Source organism: Leifsonia sp. CL147 (assembly GCF_900114565.1).
GTDB lineage: Bacteria > Actinomycetota > Actinomycetes > Actinomycetales > Microbacteriaceae > Leifsonia.
Genome location: NZ_FOTM01000004.1, coordinates 159,468 through 178,281, shown reverse-complemented (window position 1 = coordinate 178,281; position 18,814 = coordinate 159,468). Strand labels below are relative to the sequence as shown.

The 18,814-nt window shown below is 70.5% G+C and carries 16 protein-coding genes; 9 read left to right on the top strand and 7 right to left on the bottom strand.

From position 1 onward, the window contains the following. The first annotated feature begins 13 nt into the window (after window positions 1–13). Genes BM287_RS05625 through BM287_RS05615 form a run of 3 tightly spaced genes read left to right on the top strand, consistent with a single transcriptional unit; the run spans window position 14 to window position 3,080 of the window. The gene (locus tag BM287_RS05625) at window positions 14–1,180 is read left to right on the top strand and encodes a sensor histidine kinase (RefSeq protein WP_090036797.1); all 1,167 of its coding nucleotides are present in this window, start codon (window positions 14–16) and stop codon (window positions 1,178–1,180) included. Next, window positions 1,177–2,394 (top strand): hypothetical protein, encoded by a 1,218-nt coding sequence (locus BM287_RS05620; RefSeq protein WP_090036795.1) that lies wholly within the window; start codon window positions 1,177–1,179, stop codon window positions 2,392–2,394. Before BM287_RS05625 ends, BM287_RS05620 begins: the two co-directional genes overlap by 4 nt. A 32-nt stretch (window positions 2,395–2,426) precedes the next feature. Next, a complete protein-coding gene (locus BM287_RS05615; RefSeq protein WP_090036793.1) occupies window positions 2,427–3,080 on the top strand; it encodes a response regulator transcription factor in 654 nt (217 codons plus the stop codon). Between the two features lie 92 nt (window positions 3,081–3,172). On the opposite strand, the gene BM287_RS05610 is transcribed toward BM287_RS05615, so the two are convergent. The 5 genes from BM287_RS05610 to BM287_RS05590 all read right to left on the bottom strand — a co-directional run bounded on the left by BM287_RS05610 (window position 3,173) and on the right by BM287_RS05590 (window position 7,463). Continuing rightward, window positions 3,173–4,477: an MFS transporter gene (locus BM287_RS05610; RefSeq protein WP_090036791.1), complete on the bottom strand. Its 1,305-nt coding sequence runs from the start codon at window positions 4,475–4,477 to the stop codon at window positions 3,173–3,175. A gap of 9 nt (window positions 4,478–4,486) precedes the next feature. Further along, the gene (locus tag BM287_RS05605; protein ID WP_175463922.1) at window positions 4,487–4,768 is read right to left on the bottom strand and encodes a hypothetical protein; all 282 of its coding nucleotides are present in this window, start codon (window positions 4,766–4,768) and stop codon (window positions 4,487–4,489) included. 1 nt (window position 4,769) lies between these two features. Beyond that, window positions 4,770–5,078, bottom strand: coding sequence for a thiamine-binding protein (locus BM287_RS05600; protein WP_090036789.1), 309 nt, complete (start codon window positions 5,076–5,078; stop codon window positions 4,770–4,772). Window positions 5,079–5,195: 117 nt separating this feature from the next. After that, the gene (locus BM287_RS05595; RefSeq protein WP_244527927.1) at window positions 5,196–6,536 is read right to left on the bottom strand and encodes a hypothetical protein; all 1,341 of its coding nucleotides are present in this window, start codon (window positions 6,534–6,536) and stop codon (window positions 5,196–5,198) included. Between the two features lie 45 nt (window positions 6,537–6,581). Further along, entirely contained in the window at window positions 6,582–7,463 is an 882-nt protein-coding gene (locus BM287_RS05590) for an ADP-dependent NAD(P)H-hydrate dehydratase (protein WP_244527925.1), read from the bottom strand. A gap of 88 nt (window positions 7,464–7,551) precedes the next feature. On the opposite strand from BM287_RS05590, the gene BM287_RS05585 reads away from it, so the two are divergent. Both BM287_RS05585 and BM287_RS05580 read left to right on the top strand, forming a co-directional pair. After that, window positions 7,552–8,169 carry an HAD family hydrolase gene (locus tag BM287_RS05585; protein ID WP_090036785.1) on the top strand — a complete coding sequence of 206 codons (618 nt, stop codon included), beginning with the start codon at window positions 7,552–7,554 and terminating at the stop codon, window positions 8,167–8,169. An 8-nt stretch (window positions 8,170–8,177) separates the two neighbouring features. Next, window positions 8,178–9,257, top strand: coding sequence for an NADH:flavin oxidoreductase/NADH oxidase (locus BM287_RS05580; RefSeq protein ID WP_090036783.1), 1,080 nt, complete (start codon window positions 8,178–8,180; stop codon window positions 9,255–9,257). A gap of 63 nt (window positions 9,258–9,320) precedes the next feature. On the opposite strand, the gene BM287_RS05575 is transcribed toward BM287_RS05580, so the two are convergent. Continuing rightward, window positions 9,321–9,698 (bottom strand): VOC family protein, encoded by a 378-nt coding sequence (locus tag BM287_RS05575; protein WP_090036781.1) that lies wholly within the window; start codon window positions 9,696–9,698, stop codon window positions 9,321–9,323. Between the two features lie 177 nt (window positions 9,699–9,875). Between BM287_RS05575 and BM287_RS05570 the strand changes: the two genes are divergently transcribed. Together BM287_RS05570 and BM287_RS05565 are read left to right on the top strand one after the other, a co-directional pair. Further along, window positions 9,876–11,231 carry a hemolysin family protein gene (locus BM287_RS05570; RefSeq protein ID WP_090036908.1) on the top strand — a complete coding sequence of 452 codons (1,356 nt, stop codon included), beginning with the start codon at window positions 9,876–9,878 and terminating at the stop codon, window positions 11,229–11,231. Next, entirely contained in the window at window positions 11,228–12,265 is a 1,038-nt protein-coding gene (locus BM287_RS05565; RefSeq protein WP_090036779.1) for a hemolysin family protein, read from the top strand. Before BM287_RS05570 ends, BM287_RS05565 begins: the two co-directional genes overlap by 4 nt. A gap of 23 nt (window positions 12,266–12,288) precedes the next feature. Here the strand turns inward: BM287_RS05565 and BM287_RS05560 are convergent, their stop codons facing one another. Further along, window positions 12,289–13,728, bottom strand: a complete 1,440-nt coding sequence (locus BM287_RS05560; protein ID WP_090036777.1) for a GMP reductase — start codon at window positions 13,726–13,728, stop codon at window positions 12,289–12,291. Window positions 13,729–13,840: 112 nt separating this feature from the next. Here BM287_RS05560 and BM287_RS05555 point away from each other — a divergent pair, with 112 nt between their 5' ends. Next, complete coding sequence (locus BM287_RS05555) at window positions 13,841–17,845, top strand: multifunctional oxoglutarate decarboxylase/oxoglutarate dehydrogenase thiamine pyrophosphate-binding subunit/dihydrolipoyllysine-residue succinyltransferase subunit (protein ID WP_170857437.1); 4,005 nt, start codon at window positions 13,841–13,843, stop codon at window positions 17,843–17,845. 73 nt (window positions 17,846–17,918) lie between these two features. Beyond that, a complete protein-coding gene (locus BM287_RS05550; RefSeq protein ID WP_090036775.1) occupies window positions 17,919–18,701 on the top strand; it encodes a VOC family protein in 783 nt (260 codons plus the stop codon). Window positions 18,702–18,814 lie beyond the last annotated feature (113 nt).

Sequence of the window (18,814 nt, the reverse complement as noted above, 5' to 3'; positions counted from 1 at the left end):
TGGTTGGAGGGGCATGTCGCGCATCCAGAAGGAGCGTGATCGTCTCCTCGCCGCCACAGCCCGCACGGTCGGGCTGACCGCCACGGCGACCGCGCTGCTCTGCCTGAGCGTCCCCGGGTCACTCCCGCTCCCCCTTTACTTCGCCTCCCTGGTGCTCATCCTGTGCCTCGGCTACGCGCAGTGGCAGCTGGCCGGGCTGCTGCGCCTGACGATGTGGATGTGGATCATCGTCGCCGCCGGCAACGCGCTCATCCTCGTCCACCTCCTTCCGGGGACCGCCCTCGGCCCCTCGGCGATCAGCGCGGTCGGCGTCATCGGCGCAGCGTCGGTCGCCTGCGTCTGCGTCCTTGCCGTCACCTCCCGTATCCGGCTGATCCTCCTGGTCGCTTCGGCCGCGCTGACGGTGGGTTCGCTGGGCGTGACGCTCGGGATGACCGGCTCGCGGTTGGCCGAGCCGCTCGTGTTCACGGTGACCGGCTGGATCGCGCTGACCGCGACCGGCGTCTGGCTCTCGCGGACCGTCCCGCGGACACTCAAGCGCATCTCGACGATGAGCCGCGCCTATCGCGTCGAACGCCAGGCGAGCGAGACCGAGGCGCGCCGTCGGCAGAGCGCCCGGCTGCTGCACGACACCGTGCTCGCCACCCTGACGCTGCTCGCCCATTCCGGTGTCGGCGTCAGCCACGGTGCGCTCCGCGAGCAGGCGGCCGAGGATGCTGCGCTGCTGCGCCAGCTGCGGCTCGGCTTCACGCCCGACCCGTCGCGGTCCGGCGACTACAAGCTGAAACCGGTGGAGCAGTCCACGCTCGGCAACACCCTGGAGTCGGTGAAGCAGCGCTTCCGGCGAATGGGGCTGGAGGTCAACTGGCACGGCGCCGGCCAGGTCCTCCTGCCCAGCGACGTGCTCGACGCCTTCCTCCTCGCCCTCGGCGAGTGCCTCGAGAACGTGCGCAGGCACTCCGGGGTGAATGAGGCGCACGTGACCATCACCGACGACGACGCGAACGTGCGGGCGATGGTGACGGATGCGGGCAAAGGGTTCGACGTGTCGACCATCGACGCCGGACGGCTGGGCTTCACCGAGTCGATCGTGGCGCGCCTGCGGGATGTCGGGGGCAACGCACGCCTGTTCTCGTCGCCCGGCAGCGGGACGACCGTGGTGCTGGAGGTGCCGAAGTGACCCGCATCGACGAGCGGACGGTCCCGCGCAGCCCGCTCGCACGCGGGGCGGCCGGAGACGAACGGGATGCGCTCAGCCGCGCCCGACTGGATCTCGGCTTCAACGTCGCAACGGTCGCGCTCATCGCGTTCCTGCTGGTCCTGTTCTTCCTCGACATCGGGGACTACCCGCTGCTCGGCCTGACGATCGCCGCCTGGGTCCTCGTCGCCGTGACCCTGGTCGCCGCGCTCGTGCTGCGCTTCCGGCTGCCGGACGAGCTGCCGCTGTGGCTGTACCTCGGAGCACTCGGGGTGTGGGCGATCGCCCTGGCCCTCGACATCGCGGGCAGCTGGCCGGGAGGAGGCGCCGCCGCGCCACTGACCGCTGCGGCGGCGATCGGGCCCGCCCTGCTGCTCTGCGTGCCTGTGCGGCCGGCCCGCGACATCCTCCTCGCAGCTGCGGCCCTCGGCGGCGTCCTCCTGATCGTCGTGGTCTGGCGCGCCCTCCCCGACCTCCAGCTGCTGGGACCGGGGATGGTGACCGTCGCCATCGCCGTCGCCCCTCCCGTCGTCGGCACGCAGATCGTGCGCTCGCTGCGGACGCTGGTTCAGCTGGAACTGGATCTCGTCCAGGTGCAGAGCACGGTCGTCTCCCCCGGCTACGCCATCGGGATGCTCGCCTCGGAGGAGCTCGCCCGCCTGGACCTCGCCGCCGAACGGCTGCTCGACGGCGTCGCCACCGGCCGCACGGAGCTCCCGCTGGACGAGGACACGGCGGACGCGGCGGCCGGCATCGCGACGGAGCTCCGCCTCCATCTCATCCAGGGCCGCACCGAGACCTGGCTGTACCACGCGGTCACCGAGTCCGCCCTGCTCGGGCCGTCCGTGACGCTGAGCGACCCGGAAGGGCTGGCCGCGGGCCTCAACCGGGATCAGCGCGATGGTCTGCTCACCGCCGTGTGGCTGCTGATCAGCGACCCCGTGCGCGCCGGGACGGGGCAGCCGCGCACGCTGACCCTGGAGCTCGCCCGGCCGGTCGGCACCTACCCGCGGACCTCGAACCCGGGCGCGACGATGAGTATCGTGATCTCGACCAGCGGTGTGCCGCGAAACGGGGTAGACCCGGCAGCATGGCAAGCTATCCGTAAGGTGGGGCGCTATGTCGAGTCGTTCTCCGGATCGATCCTGCGCATCGAGGTCACCACCGTGAGCGACACCTCGGCCGAGCTGGTCTGATCCAGCGGGACCGCTACAGAGAAAGGCAGCCCATGGGTGAGCAACCGCCGATTCGGATCGCGATCGTCGACGATCACAAGATGCTCCTCGGAGCGCTGACCGAGTGGATCCGCAACGCAGCGGACGACATCAACATGGTGGCGGCGGTGGCCAGCTGGCCTGAGCTGCTGACCCATCCCGAGTTCCCCGTCGACGTCGTCCTGCTCGACCTCGATCTGAAGGACAACATCCCGATCTCGCTCAAGCTCTCCACGCTGAAGACGACGGGCGTCGCGACCGTGCTGATGAGCACCTACTCGGAGCCGGCGGTCGTTCGCGAGGCGCTCGCGGCCGGTGCCCTGGGCTACCTGGTCAAGAGCGAGGATGCGGAGATGATCGTGGAGGCGATCCGCGCGGCCCGCATGGGCGAGTCGTTCATCTCGGCCGAGCTCGACCTCGCGCTGAACGCCGGCGAGGCCGGCGGCGCGCCGAAGCTGAGCGCGCAGGAGCGTCGCGTCATGGCCCTCTACGGCGCAGGCGAGCCGGTCAAAGCGGTCGCGTTCCAGCTCGGCATCTCGGACGAGACGGCCAAGAGCTACCTCAAGCGAATCCGCGAGAAGTACCGCGTGGCCGGCTACGACGTCGGCACGAAGGTCGCGCTCCGCAAGCGCGCCATCCAGGACGGCATCCTCCTCCAAAACGACTGACCCCTCGCGCGCTCCGCCCCACCATCGAGTCCGCAGAGATTGCACGTTTTCGACGCGAATCTGTGCAATCTGTGCGGACTCGACGGTGGGGGTCAGTCGGCGGAGACGGAGGCTGGGGCGGAGACGGGGGCGGGGGCGGGGCGCTGAGCTCGGATCGCGCCGGTGTGGACGCCGCGGCGGATGCGGGAGCGGTCGATCCCGAACGTGAGCAGGGCGAGGGCGATGCCCCCGAGAGCGAGCAGGCCGCCCACGATGACGGGTGACACGTAGCCGAACCCGGCCGCGATGGTCAGTCCGCCGAGGAAGGCGCCCGACGCATTCGCGATGTTGAGCGCCGAGTGGTTCAGCGCCGCCGCGATCGACTGACTGTCGCGCGCCACGTCCATCAGCCGGGTCTGGATGGTCGGCGACAGCGCCGAGCAGGCGCCGGAGACCACGAAGACCGAGATCAGCAGGCCGGGGACCGTGGATGCGGTGAGCCAGAGCGCCGTGAGCCCGAGCACCAGCACGACGAAGAAGAACAGCATGCTGCGCGGCACGCTGTGGTCGGCAGCCCGGCCGCCGACGATGTTGCCGATGGTCATCCCGAGGCCCGCGAGGATGAGCACCAGCGGGACGGCGGCCTCCGGCATCCCGGTCACCGAGACGACGATCGGCGCGATGTACGTGTACATCGCGAAGAACCCGCCGAAGCCGACGGCGCCGATGGACAGCGCGAGCCACACCTGCAGGCGGGTGAAGGCCCGCAGTTCGTTCCGCACGCTCGCGGTGGCGTCGCCGGCCTGCCACGGCACGAGAAGGGCGACGGCGACGAAGGTGAGGGCGAAGATCCCGGCCACCACCAGGTACGCGATGCGCCAGCCGCTGTGCTGGCCGATCCAGGTGATCGTCGGGACTCCCACCACGTTGGCGATCGTCAGCCCGGAGAGCACGAAGGCGACACCGCGCCCCCGCTTGCCCGGACCCATGAGGGAGGCGGCGACCAGGGATGCGATGCCGAAGTAGGCGCCGTGGGGCAGGGCCGAGACGAAGCGGGCGAGGATGACGAGCGGGAAGGTGGGCGCGAGGGCCGAGGCGATGGTCCCGGCCGTGAACGCGACGAGCAGCCAGAGCAGCAGCTTCTTCCGCGGCCACCGGGTCGCGAACGTCGCGATCGTGGGCGCGCCGACCACCACGCCGAGGGCGTAGGCCGAGATGATCCAGCCCGCCTGGGCGTTCGCGTCGGTCGGCGAGGCGGCATAGAGCTGCGGCAGGAGGTCGTGCGCGATGTTGGGCAGGAGACCCATCGCGACGAACTCGGTGGCTCCGATGCCGAAGCCCCCGAGGGCGAGGGCCAGCAGGGCAAGACGAGTACGGGCCGACGACAGCTGCGTCGGCCCGTCGATGAGGAGGGTCACCGGCCCAGCCTATATCGAATCGTTTCGACCCGTCGTCGCCGAGGCCGCCGCCGTGGCCGCCGCCGTGGCCGTCGCCGCGGACGCCGCCTGCTCCTCGAAGAACTCGGTCACGTCCACATCCTGCGTCTCGTCCGACGCCGCGACCCGCGCTCCGGCGGCGCCGGCGATCGCGAAGAGGACGCAGCCGAGGAGCGGGCCGCCGACGAAGACCACGACGACCACGACGCCGATGACGACCACCGGCCAGAAGGCCAGCAGCAGCTCGCCGATCAGGACGAACGGGTCGTCCACGTCAGTCGGTCTGCTCGAGCGCCGCCTCGAGCCGTTCCAGCTTGCCGTCGAGCTCGCCGGTGTAGCCGGGACGGATGTCCGCCTTCAGCACCAGGGAGACGCGCGACCCGTAGCGGCCGACCGCTTCGGTCGCCCGGCGGACGACGTCGAAGACCTCGTCCCACTCCCCCTCGATGGTCGTGAACATCGCGTCGGTGCGGTTCGGGAGTCCGGACTCGCGCACCACGCGCACCGCCGCCGCGACCGCATCGTGAACGGATGCGTTCGGACCTTCGCCACCGCTCGGTGCCACCGAGAACGCCACCAGCATGTCTTCCTCCTTCTGTCGGTCACGCCAGATCTGCGTGCACTCCGTCCGCGTTCAGCCCCGTCAGCGCCCTCCCGGTCAGCGCCCTCCCGTCAGCGCCATCCCGTCGGCGCCCTCCCATCAGCGCGCCGCGCCGCCGACCGGCTCGGGATGCGCTCCCGGCGCCGAATGGAACGGCCACGCGTGCGCGGGGACGAGGTCGTCGGCCGCCTCCTGGCGGTGACGCCGCCGCCACAGCGCGGCGATCGTCCAGCCCAGGATCACGAAGTACATGAGGTTTCGCAGGGTCAGCACCGCGACCATCCCCGCCTCGGGCACGAGGAGCGTGTCGTAGAGGAACGGATAGAACACCTGCGTGAGTGCAGCGGTGACCAGCACGAGCAGCGCGGGCGTGCGGAAGCCGCGGCCCTGGTACGCCAGCCCGATGACGATGGGCGCGGCCAGCCACACCACGTACTGCGGCGACCCGACCTTGTTGAACGCGATGAACGCCGTCACCAGCGCCAGCGACAGCTCCGGCAGGATGCGCGTGTACGGGGTGCCGCGGCGCAGCGCGCGCACGCCGACCAGCAGGACCACCGCGGCGGTGAGTCCGAAGAGCGGGTTCATCAGCGAGCCGGCGAGCGCCGTCCCGTCGCCGCTGACTTGAAACGTCAGCAGCTTGTGGTCGTAGTAGACCGCGGCGCCCGGCACGTGGAAGGCGGCCTGCCACATCCAGATCGTACTCACCGGCGCCTCGATCTGCAGACCGCGGTCGGTCTGCATGCCGATGAAGCTGAGGACGTGCCAGCCGGCCCCGAAGATCAGCGGGACGGCGACGATGATGGCCGAGGTCACGGCGCCGACCAGGACGATGTGCCACCGAGTACGCAGAGCGACGACGGCCGCGAGGAGGATGGCCGCCGGCCAGACCTTGATCCAGGTGGCGGCCGTCAGCACCACGACCGCTGCGCGCTCGTGCAGCGTCAGCCAGAGCAGTCCCACGATGGCGAGGGACGCGGAGACGGCGTCGAGCCGCCCGACCGCGATCGGACCGAGCAGCAGGAGGAAGCCGAGCCACCACCACGCGGCGACCAGGCGCCGGGGCTCGCGGCCGACGATGAGCACGGCGAAGGCGGCGGCGTTGAGCAGCAGCACCAGGTTCAGCCAGCCCCAGACATAGCCTGCGTCGCCGAACAGCAGCGGCAGCATGATCGGGACGAGCGCCCCGAACGGGTAGACCCAGTCGGAGTTCACCCCGACGATCTGCGTGCCCTGCGACGCCAGTTCCGCCCATGGCTTGTAGACCAGGAAGACGTCCCCCAGACCCTTGCCCTGATTGAGCGCGAGCCCGCTGATGATCAGGTGCACGGCGAGGAACGCGATCCACAGCGTCAGCGGGCTGTACAGGACGCGGCGCACCGTCCCGGGATCGGCTGATGCGGTCGATCGGGCGCCGATCGACGCCGCTTCCATCCCCATATCGCCACATCCTAGGGGATGCCCGTGCCGGGCCCCTGAATACGGTCAGCCGCCCGGCCGCACCAGGTCCCGCACCACGCTAGGAAGCGCACCCACGATGTCGAGCGCCACGATCGGGCCGCCGTCCGAGGCCCGTTCGCCCGCGCGGCCGTGCACCCAGGCGGCCGTGGCGGCGAGCGCGGCGAGTGCGGCGTTGCCGTCCTCGTCGATCTCGCGGGCGTGGGTCGCCACCAGTGCACCGAGCACTCCCCCGAGCACGTCGCCGCTTCCCGCCGTCGCGAGCCACGCCGGCCCCGCCGTCACCGTGTACCGCGGGCCTCCGGGCGCGGCGACGTAAGTCGTGTGGCCCTTGAGCAGCACCGTGACCCCCATGCTGTCCGCCGCGCGGATGGCCCAGTCGCCCGGGTCGGCGGCGATGTCGTCGGCCGTCACGGCGTCCGGGTCGTCGTCGGCCGCCTCCCGCAGCATGGCCGCCAGTTCACGGAAGTGCGGGGTCACGATGACGGGAGCGGATGCGCGGCCGACCAGGTCGAGCGCGCCCGCGTCGATCACCAGCGGCGTGCCGTCGCGGAGGGCGGCGCGCAGGCGCTGCGCGTCGTCCTCGGGGCGCGAGGCCGCATCCATGCCGGAGCCGATCAGCCAGCCCTGCACGCGCCCGGGCGCCGTCACCACCTCGGGCCTGCTGCGGATCACGTTCTCGGTGGGCCGGCCGGCCCCGAGGTAGCGGATCATTCCGACTCCCGTGCGCGCAGCGCCCTCGACGCCGAGCACCGCCGCCCCCGGGTACCGCTCGGAGCCGGTCACCACCCCGAGCACGCCGCGGGAGTACTTGTCGCTCGACTCCTGGGGAACCGCGATCCACCCCGCGGCGTCCCGCTCGTCCCACGCCCGCCATCCGCCCTGTGGCCCGCCCTGTCGTCCGGTCACCGGTCGCCTCCGCTCGCTCGTCGCCCGCCGCCGATCGCGGCCGCCTCGTCCCATCGAACCCCTGCCGTCCTCACGATAGGTTGAGAGCATGGCGATCAGCATCCCCGGCAAGGTGATCGTGTTCGACTACGGCGAGGTCATCTCGGTGACCCCGACCGAGGAGGACCGGCGTGCGCTGACCGAGCTCGCCGGCGGCGACGCCGAGGTGTTCTGGCCGGCGTACTGGCGGCACAGGGATGCGCTCGACCAGGGCACCCTCAGCATCCAGTCGTACTGGCGGGGCATCGAGCGGGAGCTGGGCGAGAGCTGGGGCGACGCGACCATCCACCGGCTCTGGCTGGCGGACTTCCGCAGCTGGCTGTCCATCGACCACGACACCCTGCAGGTTCTGCTCGACCTCAAGGCGGGCGGGACGCGGATGGCTCTGCTCTCGAACGCGGGCCGCGACTTCGGCTCCTACTTCCGGCACGGCACGCTCGGCGACCTGTTCGAGAAGGTGTTCGTCAGCGGAGAGCTCGGCACGATCAAGCCGAGCCCCGAGATCTTCGAGCACGTGATGGCGGAGCTGGGGGTCACGCCGGAGCAGACGGTCTTCGTCGACAACAAGGAAGCCAACGTCCTCGGGGCACGGGCCCTGGGCATCGCGGGCCATGTCTTCACGACTCCGCAGGGACTCCGGGCATATCTGGATGCGCTCGCCGCTTAGATGATGACATGCCCACTCTTTTCGATCCCCTGACTCTGCGCGGTGTGACGATCCGCAACCGCATCTGGACCTCGCCGATGTGCCAGTACTCGGTGCTGGACGAGTCAGGCGTCCCGGGGACCTGGCACCTCGTCCACCTCGGCGGGTTCGCCACGGGCGGGAGCGGGATCGTCTTCAGCGAGGCGACCGCGGTCAGTCCCGAGGGCCGGATCAGCCCGCGCGACACCGGGATCTGGACCGACGAGCAGCGGGATGCCTGGAAGCCGATCGCGGCCTTCGTCGAGGAGCAGGGCGCCGTCCCCGGCATCCAGCTCGCCCACGCCGGGAGGAAGGCGTCCACCTGGCCGGCCTGGGGCTTCGAGGACCGCAGCGGCACCGTCCCGGCGGCCGAGGGCGGCTGGCGCGCCGTCGCCCCGTCAGCGCTCGCGTTCGAGGGCTACGACGTGCCGGAGGAGCTGGATGCCGCCGGCATCGAGAAGGTCGTCGCCGACTTCCGCTCCGCGACGCGGCGCTCGATCGAGGCGGGCTTCCGCATCGTCGAGATCCATGCGGCGCACGGCTACCTGCTGCACCAGTTCCTCTCCCCGATCGCCAATCACCGGACCGACGAGTACGGCGGCTCGCTCGAGAACCGCGCGCGCCTGCTGCTGCGCGTGGTGGCTGCGGTGCGGGAGGAGGCGGGCGACGCTCCGCTCTTCGTCCGCTTCTCGGGAAGCGACTGGGCCGAAGGGGGCTGGGACGAGCACCAGACGGCGACCGTGGCCGGCTGGGCTGAGGCGGCGGGAGCCGACTTCTTCGACATCTCGAGCGGCGGCATCCAGGCGGGCATCCGCATCCCCGTCGAGCCGGGCTACCAGGTGCCGTTCGCGCATCACGTGCGCAGCACGTCCGAAGTGGATGTGAGCGCGGTCGGGCTCATCACCACACCGCAGCAGGCGGCCGAGATCGTCGAGAGCGGGCAGGCGGACGCCGTCATGCTGGCGCGCGAACTCCTCCGCGACCCGCACTTCCCGCTGCGGGCCGCGCATGAGCTCGGCGGCGCCATCGACTGGCCGCCGCAGTACCTCCGCGCCCGCTGGCGAGACTAGCCCGCGGGCGCCCTCAGATCCTCGAGGCTGTCAGTCCTGGAGGCTGTCAGATCCTGGAGGCTGTCAGGCGACCTCCGTCAGGCACAGGTAGTTGCCCTCGCTGTCCTGGAACCAGGCCGAACGGCCCATCTCGTCCGTCGCGATCCCGTTCTCGGTCTTCAGGCCGGGGAAGTCGTAGTCCGCGAAGACGACGCCCCGTTCCTTGAGCTGTGCCATCGTGCCCTCGATGTCGGGCACGATCCAGCACATCGCGGTGTTCTGCGCGGTCCCGGCGTTGGCGGTCTCGTACACGAAGATCTTCGACTGCGACCCGGTGCCGTACAGCACACCGCCTTCCGTGGTCCGTTCCGGCTCCAGCTCCAGCTTGTCGCGGTACCACCCGGTGGCACGCTGCAGGTCGGAAGCGGGAAGCACGGAGTACGTCACATACGACTCGAACATGGTGTTCCTCCTTCATCCGGGCGGCATGATACGCGTCCGCCGGGCTGACGGGCCCCCTAGAACTGAACGTCTCCCCGACCGTCCGCGCGAGGAGGGACCGATATACTTGCGGGCACATGGACGACCCTCCTTCTCGTAGCCCATTCGATCGTCAGAGCCCGCGTGCGAGCGAGCGAGGTGGACACTGTGCTCGTTGAGTGGATCATGCTGGCCGTCGGCCTCCTGCTCACCGTCGGCACCGGGCTCTTCGTCGCCAGCGAGTTCGCCCTGGTCAATCTGGATCGCGGCGATCTGGAGGCGCGGCGGGAACGCGGCGAGTCCCGCCTGTCGATGACGATCGCGGCCCTCAAGATCACCTCGACGCACCTCTCCAGCGCCCAGCTGGGCATCACTCTGACCACGCTGCTCACCGGTTACACGATGGAGCCGGCCATCAGCTCCCTGCTGCGCGGCCCGCTGACCGCGACCGGACTGCCGGATGCAGCGGTGACGCCGATCGCCTCCGTCGTCGCCATCGCCGTGGCGACCCTGCTGTCGATGATTCTCGGCGAGCTCGTCCCCAAGAACTTCGCGCTGGCCCTCCCGCTGGCGACCGCGCGGGTGGTCATCCCCTTCCAGACGGTGTTCACGGCGGTGTTCCGTCCGTTCGTGGCCCTGCTGAACGGCACGGCAAACGGCGTGCTGCGCCTGGTCGGCGTGGAGCCGAAGGAGGAGCTGTCCGGCGCCCGCACCGCCGACGAGCTCTCCTCGCTGGTGCGCCGCTCCGCCAGCGCGGGCCTCCTCGAGGAGGACACGGCGACGCTCCTCAGCCGGACGCTCGCGTTCTCCAACCGGAGCGCCTCCGACGTGATGACGCCGCGACCGCGGATCGAGGCGGTGCAGCGCACCGAGCCGGCGCAGGCGGTCAGCGACCTCGCCAGGAGGACCGGGTACTCGCGATTCCCGGTGATCGGCGACGACATCGACGACGTGCTCGGAGTCGTCCACGTCAAGCAGGCCGTTGCCGTCCCGCGGCCGCGCCGCTCGCGCGTGCCCGCCTCGGCGCTGATGACCGACGCCCTGCGCGTGCCGGAGACGATGGGCCTGGACACGCTGCTCGGCGAGCTGCGGGCCCGCGGCTACCAGCTCGCGGTCGTCGTCGACGAGTACGGCGGGACCTCGGGCATCGCCACCCTGGAGGACCTGGTCGAGGAGATCGTCGGCGAGGTGGCCGACGAGCACGACCGGACGCGCGCCGGCGTCATCCGCGGACGCGACTCGATCACGTTCCCGGGCATCCTCCGCCCGGACGAGCTGGAGGAACGGGCCGGGGTCACCGTGCCCGAGGACGGCCCGTACGAGACGGTCGCGGGATTCGTGATGAACGAGCTCGGCCGGCTGCCGAAGGTCGGCGACGAGGTCCCGATCGACGGCGGCACTTTGCGCGTCGAGCGCCTGGACGGCCGCCGGGTGGACCGCATCCGGTACACGCCCGATCCGGTCCCGCTGACCGGGGACGCAACGGACGCCATCGGAGAGGCGGGCCGCTCATGAGCGACTGGGCAGGAATCGGCTGGCTGGTCGTGCTGCTGGCCGTCAACGCGTTCTTCGTCGCCGCGGAGTTCGCCGTGATCTCGGCGCGCCGCTCGCAGATCGAGCCGCTGGCCGAGCGCGGCAAGCGCAGCGCGAAGACGGCGCTGTTCGCAATGGAGCACGCCACGCTGATGCTGGCGACGACGCAGCTCGGCATCACCGTCTGCTCGCTGCTCATCCTGAACGTCTCGGAGCCGGCCATCCATCACCTGCTGGAGGCGCCCCTCCACGCGACGGGATGGCCGGAGGAGGTCATCGGCACCATCGCGTTCATCGTCGCGCTCGTGGTCGTGTCGTTCCTGCACGTGGTGTTCGGCGAGATGGTGCCGAAGAACATCTCGTTCTCGATGCCCGACAGGGCGGCCCTGCTGCTCGCTCCCCCGCTGGTCGGCGTCGGGCGGGCGGTCCGGCCGATCATCATCGCACTCAACGCGAGCGCGAACGCCGTCCTCCGGCTGTTCCGGGTGGAGCCGAAGGGCGAAGCCGCGAGCACCTTCACGCTGGACGAGGTGGCCACGATCGTGTCGCAGTCCACGCGCGAGGGCCTCCTGATGGACCGCACCGGCGCGCTCACCGCAGCGTTCGAGTTCACCGAGAAGAAGGTGCGGGATGTCGCCGTCGCGCTCGACGCGCTGGTCACCCTCCCGGAGACCCCGACTCCCGCAGACGTGGAGAAGGCCGTCGCCAAGCACGGCTTCTCGCGCTACGTCGTCCCGGACCCCGACGGCGAGCCGACGGGCTACCTGCACCTGAAGGACGTGCTCGACCTCGAGGAGACCGGGTTCGAGCTCCCCGTGCCGGCCAAGCGCATCCGCCGGCTCGTCACCGTCTTCGCCGGCAGCGACGTCGAGGATGCGCTGGCGACGATGCGCCGCTCGGGCAGCCACCTCGCCCGGGTCGTGGACGCCGAGGGCGCCACCGCGGGCGTGCTCTTCCTGGAGGACATCATCGAGGAGCTCGTCGGCGAGGTGCAGGACGCGACCCGCCGGTCGTAGCCGCGGCAGACGCGCGACAGCGTCTACCAGCTGACCGGCAGCGCCTTGCCCTCCTCGTAGCCGGCCGCCGATTGGATGCCCACCAGCGCTCGCTCGTGGAACTCGGCCAGCGAGCGCGCCCCGGCGTACGTGAACGAGCTGCGCACTCCGGTCGTGATCATGTCGAGCAGGTCCTCGACCGAGGGCCGAAGCGGGTCGAGGTAGATGCGCGAGCTGGAGATGCCCTCGGCGAAGAGCTCCTTGCGTGCCAGCTCGTAGGGGTCCAGCCGCTCGAAGCGCCCCGTGACCGCCTTGGTGGAGGCCATGCCCCAGCTCTCCTTGTAGAGGCCGCCGTTCGCGTCGCGGTCGAGCATCCCGGGCGCCTCGATCGTCCCGGCGAACCAGGAGCCGATCATCACGGAGGCGCCGCCCGCGGCGAGCGCCAGCGCGACGTCGCGCGGGTAGCGCACGCCGCCGTCCGCCCAGACGTGCGCCCCGAGCTCGCGCGCGGCCGCGCTGGTCTCGAGCACGGCCGAGAACTGCGGGCGGCCGACAGCGGTCATCATCCGCGTCGTGCACATGGCGCCGGGACCGACTCCCACCTTGAGGATGTCGGCACCGGCCGCGACGAGGTCGCGCACGGCCTGCTCGGTGACGACGTTGCCCGCGACGAGGGGCAGGCCGAGGTCCAGTTCCTTGACCGCGCGGATGGCGCGGATCATGCCGTCCTGATCGCCGTGCGCGGTGTCGACGACGAGCACGTCGACGCCGGCGGCCGCCAGCGCCTTCGCCTTGCCCGCGACATCCCCGTTGATCCCGACGGCGGCGGCGACCCGGAGCCGGCCGTGCGCGTCGAGGGCCGGCGCATAGATGGTGGAGCGCAGCGCACTGCGCTTGGAGAGCGTCCCGACGACCCGGCCGTGGTGCAGCACCGGGGCGAAGTCGAGGCCGGCCGCATCCATCGCCCGGAACGCAGCGCGACCGTCGCTGAGGTCCTCGGCGTCGAGCGCGGTCAGGGCGCCGTGCAGCAGGTCGCCCACGCGCGCGTCCGGGAGGGCGGAGCCGAGCTGGACGGCGGCGAGGCAGCCGAGATACGCGCCGTGTTCGTCGCTCACCACGATCCCGTGGCCCTCGACGGCCGGGATGCGGCGCAGCACGTCGGCGACGCTCTCGTCGGGCCCGGCCTGGTGCGGGGTGTCGAACGCGACCGGCTGCGCCTTCACCCAGCGGATGGCCTCGTCCAGGTCCTGGAGGTGCATGTCCTGCGGAAGGACGCCCAGGCCGCCGCGCCGCGCGAGGGTCGCGGCGAGCCGCTTGCCCGTGACGGAGTTCATGTTCGCGGAGACGATCGGGATGGTCGCGCCGGTACCGTCGCCGGGCGACAGGGAGACATCCAGACGGCTCCTGACGTTCGAACGCGACGGCACGAGGAAGACGTCGGAATAGGTCAGGTCATGGCGCGGGGACGTTCCATAGAACTGCATGCGAATAACGCTATCCCGCTGGGCTGCGGGAGCGCACCGGCGTATCGATGGGATTAGGCTTGATCTTCGGGGGACGCGGGTGGCCGCAGGGCCACTCGGACGAGACGAATCAATGGAGAGAGTGGGCGATCTGGCTGTGTCGAGCCAAGTGACCGGAGTAGGAACCGAGGACGGCTCCACGGGCGAATTCGGAGCCAACGAATGGCTCGTGGATGAACTGTACGAGCAGTTCGTGCACGACAAGAACTCGGTCGACCGGTCGTGGTGGCCGATCCTCGAGCACTACCACCCCTCGGTGAAAGAGGAGGGCGCAGCGGGAGCCGGCGCTCCATCGGCCGAGTCGATCCCCTCGCCGGACGAGACGCCCGCCCCGGCGCCCGCCGAGCCGGGCATCCCGACCCCCTCCGAGCCGACCGTGCCGACCCCGGCCGAGCCGACCGTCCCCGCCCCCGCGGAGCCGAACGCTCCGAGCCCGTCCGAGCCGTCGACACCCGCTCCGCCGACGGTCCCGGCGCCTCCGGCGACGCCGGCGCCCCCCGCCGCGCCGACTCCGCCCGAAGCCCCGGCTCCCCCGGCCGCTGCGACTGCCGCGGGAGGCGCGCCCGCGCCGCACCCGAACGAGCCGAAGCCGGTGACGACGCCCATCCCGATCATCGGCCAGCAGCCCGTCGCGCGCACCACCTCCATCGCACCGAAGCCCCAGCCGGTCCCGGCGGACGCACCGGTCACCGCCCCGAACGCGGTCGTCGAGGCCGCCGAGGAGGACAAGGTCACCCCGCTCCGCGGCATGTCCAAGTCCCTGGCGACCAACATGGATGCGTCGCTCACCGTTCCGACGGCGACGAGCGTCCGCACCATCCCGGCCAAGCTGATGATCGACAACCGCATCGTCATCAACAACCACCTCAAGCGCGCCCGAGGCGGCAAGGTCTCCTTCACGCACCTCATCGGCTGGGCGCTCATCCAGGCGCTCAAGGAGTTCCCGAGCCAGAACGTGTACTACGAGGAGGTCGACGGCAAGCCGTCCGTCGTCGCCCCCGCGCACATCAACCTCGGCATCGCGATCGACCTCCCGAAGCCCGACGGATCGCGCGCCCTCCTCGTCCCGAGCATCAAGCGCGCCGACACCATGCGCTTCGGCGAGTACCTCTCCGCCTACGAAGACCTGGTGAACCGGGCCCGCAACAACAAACTCACCGCAGCCGACTTCGCCGGCACCACGATCTCGCTGACCAACCCCGGCGGGATCGGGACGGTGCACTCCGTCCCGAGGCTCATGAAGGGCCAGGGCTGCATCATCGGCGCCGGCGCCCTCGAGTACCCGGCCGAGTTCCAGGGCTCCAGCGAGAAGACGCTGGCGGGCCTCGCCATCGGCAAGACCATCACGCTGACCAGCACCTACGACCACCGCGTCATCCAGGGCGCCGGGTCCGGCGAGTTCCTCAAGATCGTGCACGAGATGCTCATCGGGAAGCGCAACTTCTACGAGGACATCTTCGCCGAGCTGCGCATCCCGTACATGCCGATCCACTGGAACCCGGACATCAGCGTCGACCTGGCGAGCGCCGTCGACAAGACCGCCCGTGTCCAGGAGCTCATCAACTCGTACCGCGTGCGCGGCCACCTGATGGCCGACATCGACCCGCTGGAGTACAAGCAGCGCACGCACCCCGACCTCGAGATCGAGAACCACGGACTGACCTTCTGGGACCTCGACCGGGAGTTCGTCACCGGCCAGTTCGGCGACAAGCGCAAGATGAAGCTGCGCGACATCCTCGGCGTGCTCCGCGACTCCTACTGCCGCACGGTCGGGATCGAGTACATGCACATCCAGGACCCGGCGCAGCGCCGCTGGTTCCAGGACAAGCTGGAGCGGCCCTACGAGAAGCCGACGCACGAAGAGCAGTTGCGCATCCTCGGCAAGCTGAACGAGGCGGAGGCCTTCGAGACCTTCCTGCAGACCAAGTACGTCGGACAGAAGCGCTTCAGCCTCGAAGGCGGGGAGTCGACCATCGCCCTCCTGGATGCGATCCTCCAGGGAGCGGCGGAGGCGGAGCTCGACGAGGTCGCGATCGGGATGGCCCACCGCGGCCGCCTCAACGTGCTGACGAACATCGCCGGCAAGACGTACGGCCAGATCTTCCGCGAGTTCGAGGGCACGCAGGACCCGCGCACCATCCAGGGCTCCGGCGACGTGAAGTACCACCTCGGGACCGAGGGCACCTTCAGCGGCGTCCACGGAGAAGAGATCCCGGTCTACCTCGCCGCGAACCCGTCCCACCTGGAGGCCGTCGACGGCGTCCTGGAGGGCATCGTCCGCGCCAAGCAGGACCGCCGGCCGGCCGGCACCTTCCTCACGCTGCCCATCCTCATCCACGGCGATGCCGCAATGGCCGGTCAGGGCGTCGTGGTCGAGACGATGCAGATGTCGCAGCTGCGGGCGTACCGCACGGGCGGCACCATCCACGTCAACATCAACAACCAGGTCGGCTTCACCACGCCTCCCGCCGAGGCGCGCACGTCCGTGTACTCGACGGATGTGGCCAAGACCATCCAGGCGCCGATCTTCCACGTGAACGGCGACGACCCGGAAGCGGTCGTCCGCGTGGCCGAGCTGGCCTTCGCCTACCGCCAGGAGTTCAAGCGCGACGTCGTCATCGACCTCGTCTGCTACCGCCGCCGCGGTCACAACGAGGGCGACGACCCCTCGATGACGCAGCCGCTGATGTACAGCCTCATCGAGGCCAAGCGTTCGGTGCGGCGCCTCTACACCGAGGCGCTCGTCGGCCGCGGCGACATCACCGAGGAGGAGTACGAGCAGGCCCACCGCGACTTCCAGGAACGCCTGGAGCGCGCGTTCATGGAGACGCACGCGGCGCAGACCCACCCGGCTCCCGTCCTCACGTCCGAAGAGACCGGCGACCTGGAGCAGCCGGCCCCGCAGGACGACAACGTCGGGGAGCCGGCGTCGACCGCGGTCAGCGAGCAGGTCATCCACATGATCGGGGACGCGTTCAACAACCCGCCCGCCGGCTTCACCGTCCACCCGAAGCTGCAGCAGCTGCTGACCAAGCGCGGCGAGATGAGCAGGAACGGCAACATCGACTGGGGCTTCGGCGAACTGCTCGCCCTCGGCACACTGCTGGCCGAGGGGACGCCCGTGCGCCTCGCCGGGCAGGACGCGCGACGCGGCACCTTCGTCTCGCGTCACGCCGTGCTGCACGACCGCGTGAACGGCCAGGAATGGCTGCCGCTGGCGAATCTGAGCGACAACCAGGCACGCTTCTGGATCTACGACTCGCTCCTCAGCGAGTACGCCGCCATGGGCTTCGAGTACGGCTACTCGGTGGAGCGTGCGGATGCGCTCGTGCTCTGGGAGGCCCAGTTCGGCGACTTCGCCAACGGCGCCCAGACGATCATCGACGAGTTCATCTCCTCGGCCGAGCAGAAGTGGGGCCAGCGCTCGTCGCTGGTGCTGCTCCTCCCCCACGGCTACGAGGGACAGGGACCGGACCACTCCAGCGCTCGCATCGAGCGGTACCTGCAGATGTGCGCCGAGAACAACATGACCGTCGCGCGTCCCTCCACTCCCGCCTCGTACTTCCACCTGCTGCGCCGCCAGGCGTACGCGCGTCCGCGTCGGCCGCTCGTGGTCTTCACGCCGAAGGCGATGCTGCGGCTCCGCGGCGCGTCGAGCAACGTGGAGGACTTCACGACGGGTCGTTTCGAGCCGGTGATCGACGACGCACGGATCACGGACAAGAGCTCGGTCAAGCGGGTCCTCCTGATGGCCGGCAAGCTCTACTACGACCTGCTCAACGATCTCGAGAAGAACCCGAACCCGGAGATCGCCCTGGTGCGGGTGGAGCAGTTCTACCCGCTTCCCGCGGAGCTCAAGGCCATCGTCGACTCCTACCCGAACGCCGAACTCGTCTGGGTGCAGGACGAGCCGGAGAACCAGGGAGCCTGGCCGTACATGATCCTGGAGACCTCGAAGCTCGGCCCGCGCCCGCTCGGCGTCGTGTCGCGCCCGCCGTCGGCCGCGCCCGCCGCCGGCTCGGCCAAGCGGCACGCGCAGGAGCAGCAGATCCTCATCCAGCGGGCGCTGACGCTCTAGGGCGTCGCCGCCCCACTCCGGCCGCCACGATCCTGCACTTCGGAGATCGGGGCGGCCGGAGTAGTTTGTGCGCATGACCGTCGTCACCACACACCGCCTCGGCGAGCCCTACTGGGTGGACTACGCCGCATCCGACGTCCCGCGCGCCTCGGAGTTCTACGCAGGCCTGTTCGGCTGGACCCCCGACGTCGGGGGCGGAGAGTACGGCGGCTACACGACCTTCCGCCGCGACGGCCGCATGGTGGCGGGGCTCGGAGCGGTGATGGAGGGTGCGCAGGCGAACACGTGGACCACGTACCTCCTGGTGGAGGATGCGGAGGCGGCGGAGAAGGCCGCAGAGAAGGCAGGCGCCGAAGTGGTCGCCCCGACGATGACCGTCGGCGACCAGGGCAGGCTCGCCGTCGTCGTCGACCCGGGCGGAGCGGTCATCGGACTCTGGCAGCCCGACCGGCACCGCGGCTTCGAACTGGTGGCCGAGGTCGGCGCGCCCGCCTGGCACGAGCTGTACGCGCGTGATTTCCCCGCGCAGGTCGGCTTCTACACCTCGGTGTTCGCCTGGACGACACAGACACTCGGCGACACGGCCGACTTCCGCTACGTCACCTTCGGCGATCCGGCCTCACCCGGCGGCGGCGTCTACGACGCGGACAAGATGCTGCCGGAGGGCGTCCCGTCGCACTGGGTCGTCTACTTCGGCGTCGCGGACGCGACCGCCGCATCCGCTCGTGTCGTCGAGCTCGGCGGAACGGTCGTGCGCGACCCCTGGGACAGCGAGTTCGGCCGCTTCGCGCAGGTCACGGACCCGTTCGGCGGACTCTTCTTCCTGCACGAGGTCCGCTCGGGCGGCGCTGCGTAACCCGCACGCCCCGGACATTCGTCACGAATCGTCGCCCAACCGCGCTCAGAACGCACATTCGTGACGAATCGTCGCCCAGCAGCGCTCAGAACCCACATTCGTGACGAATCGTC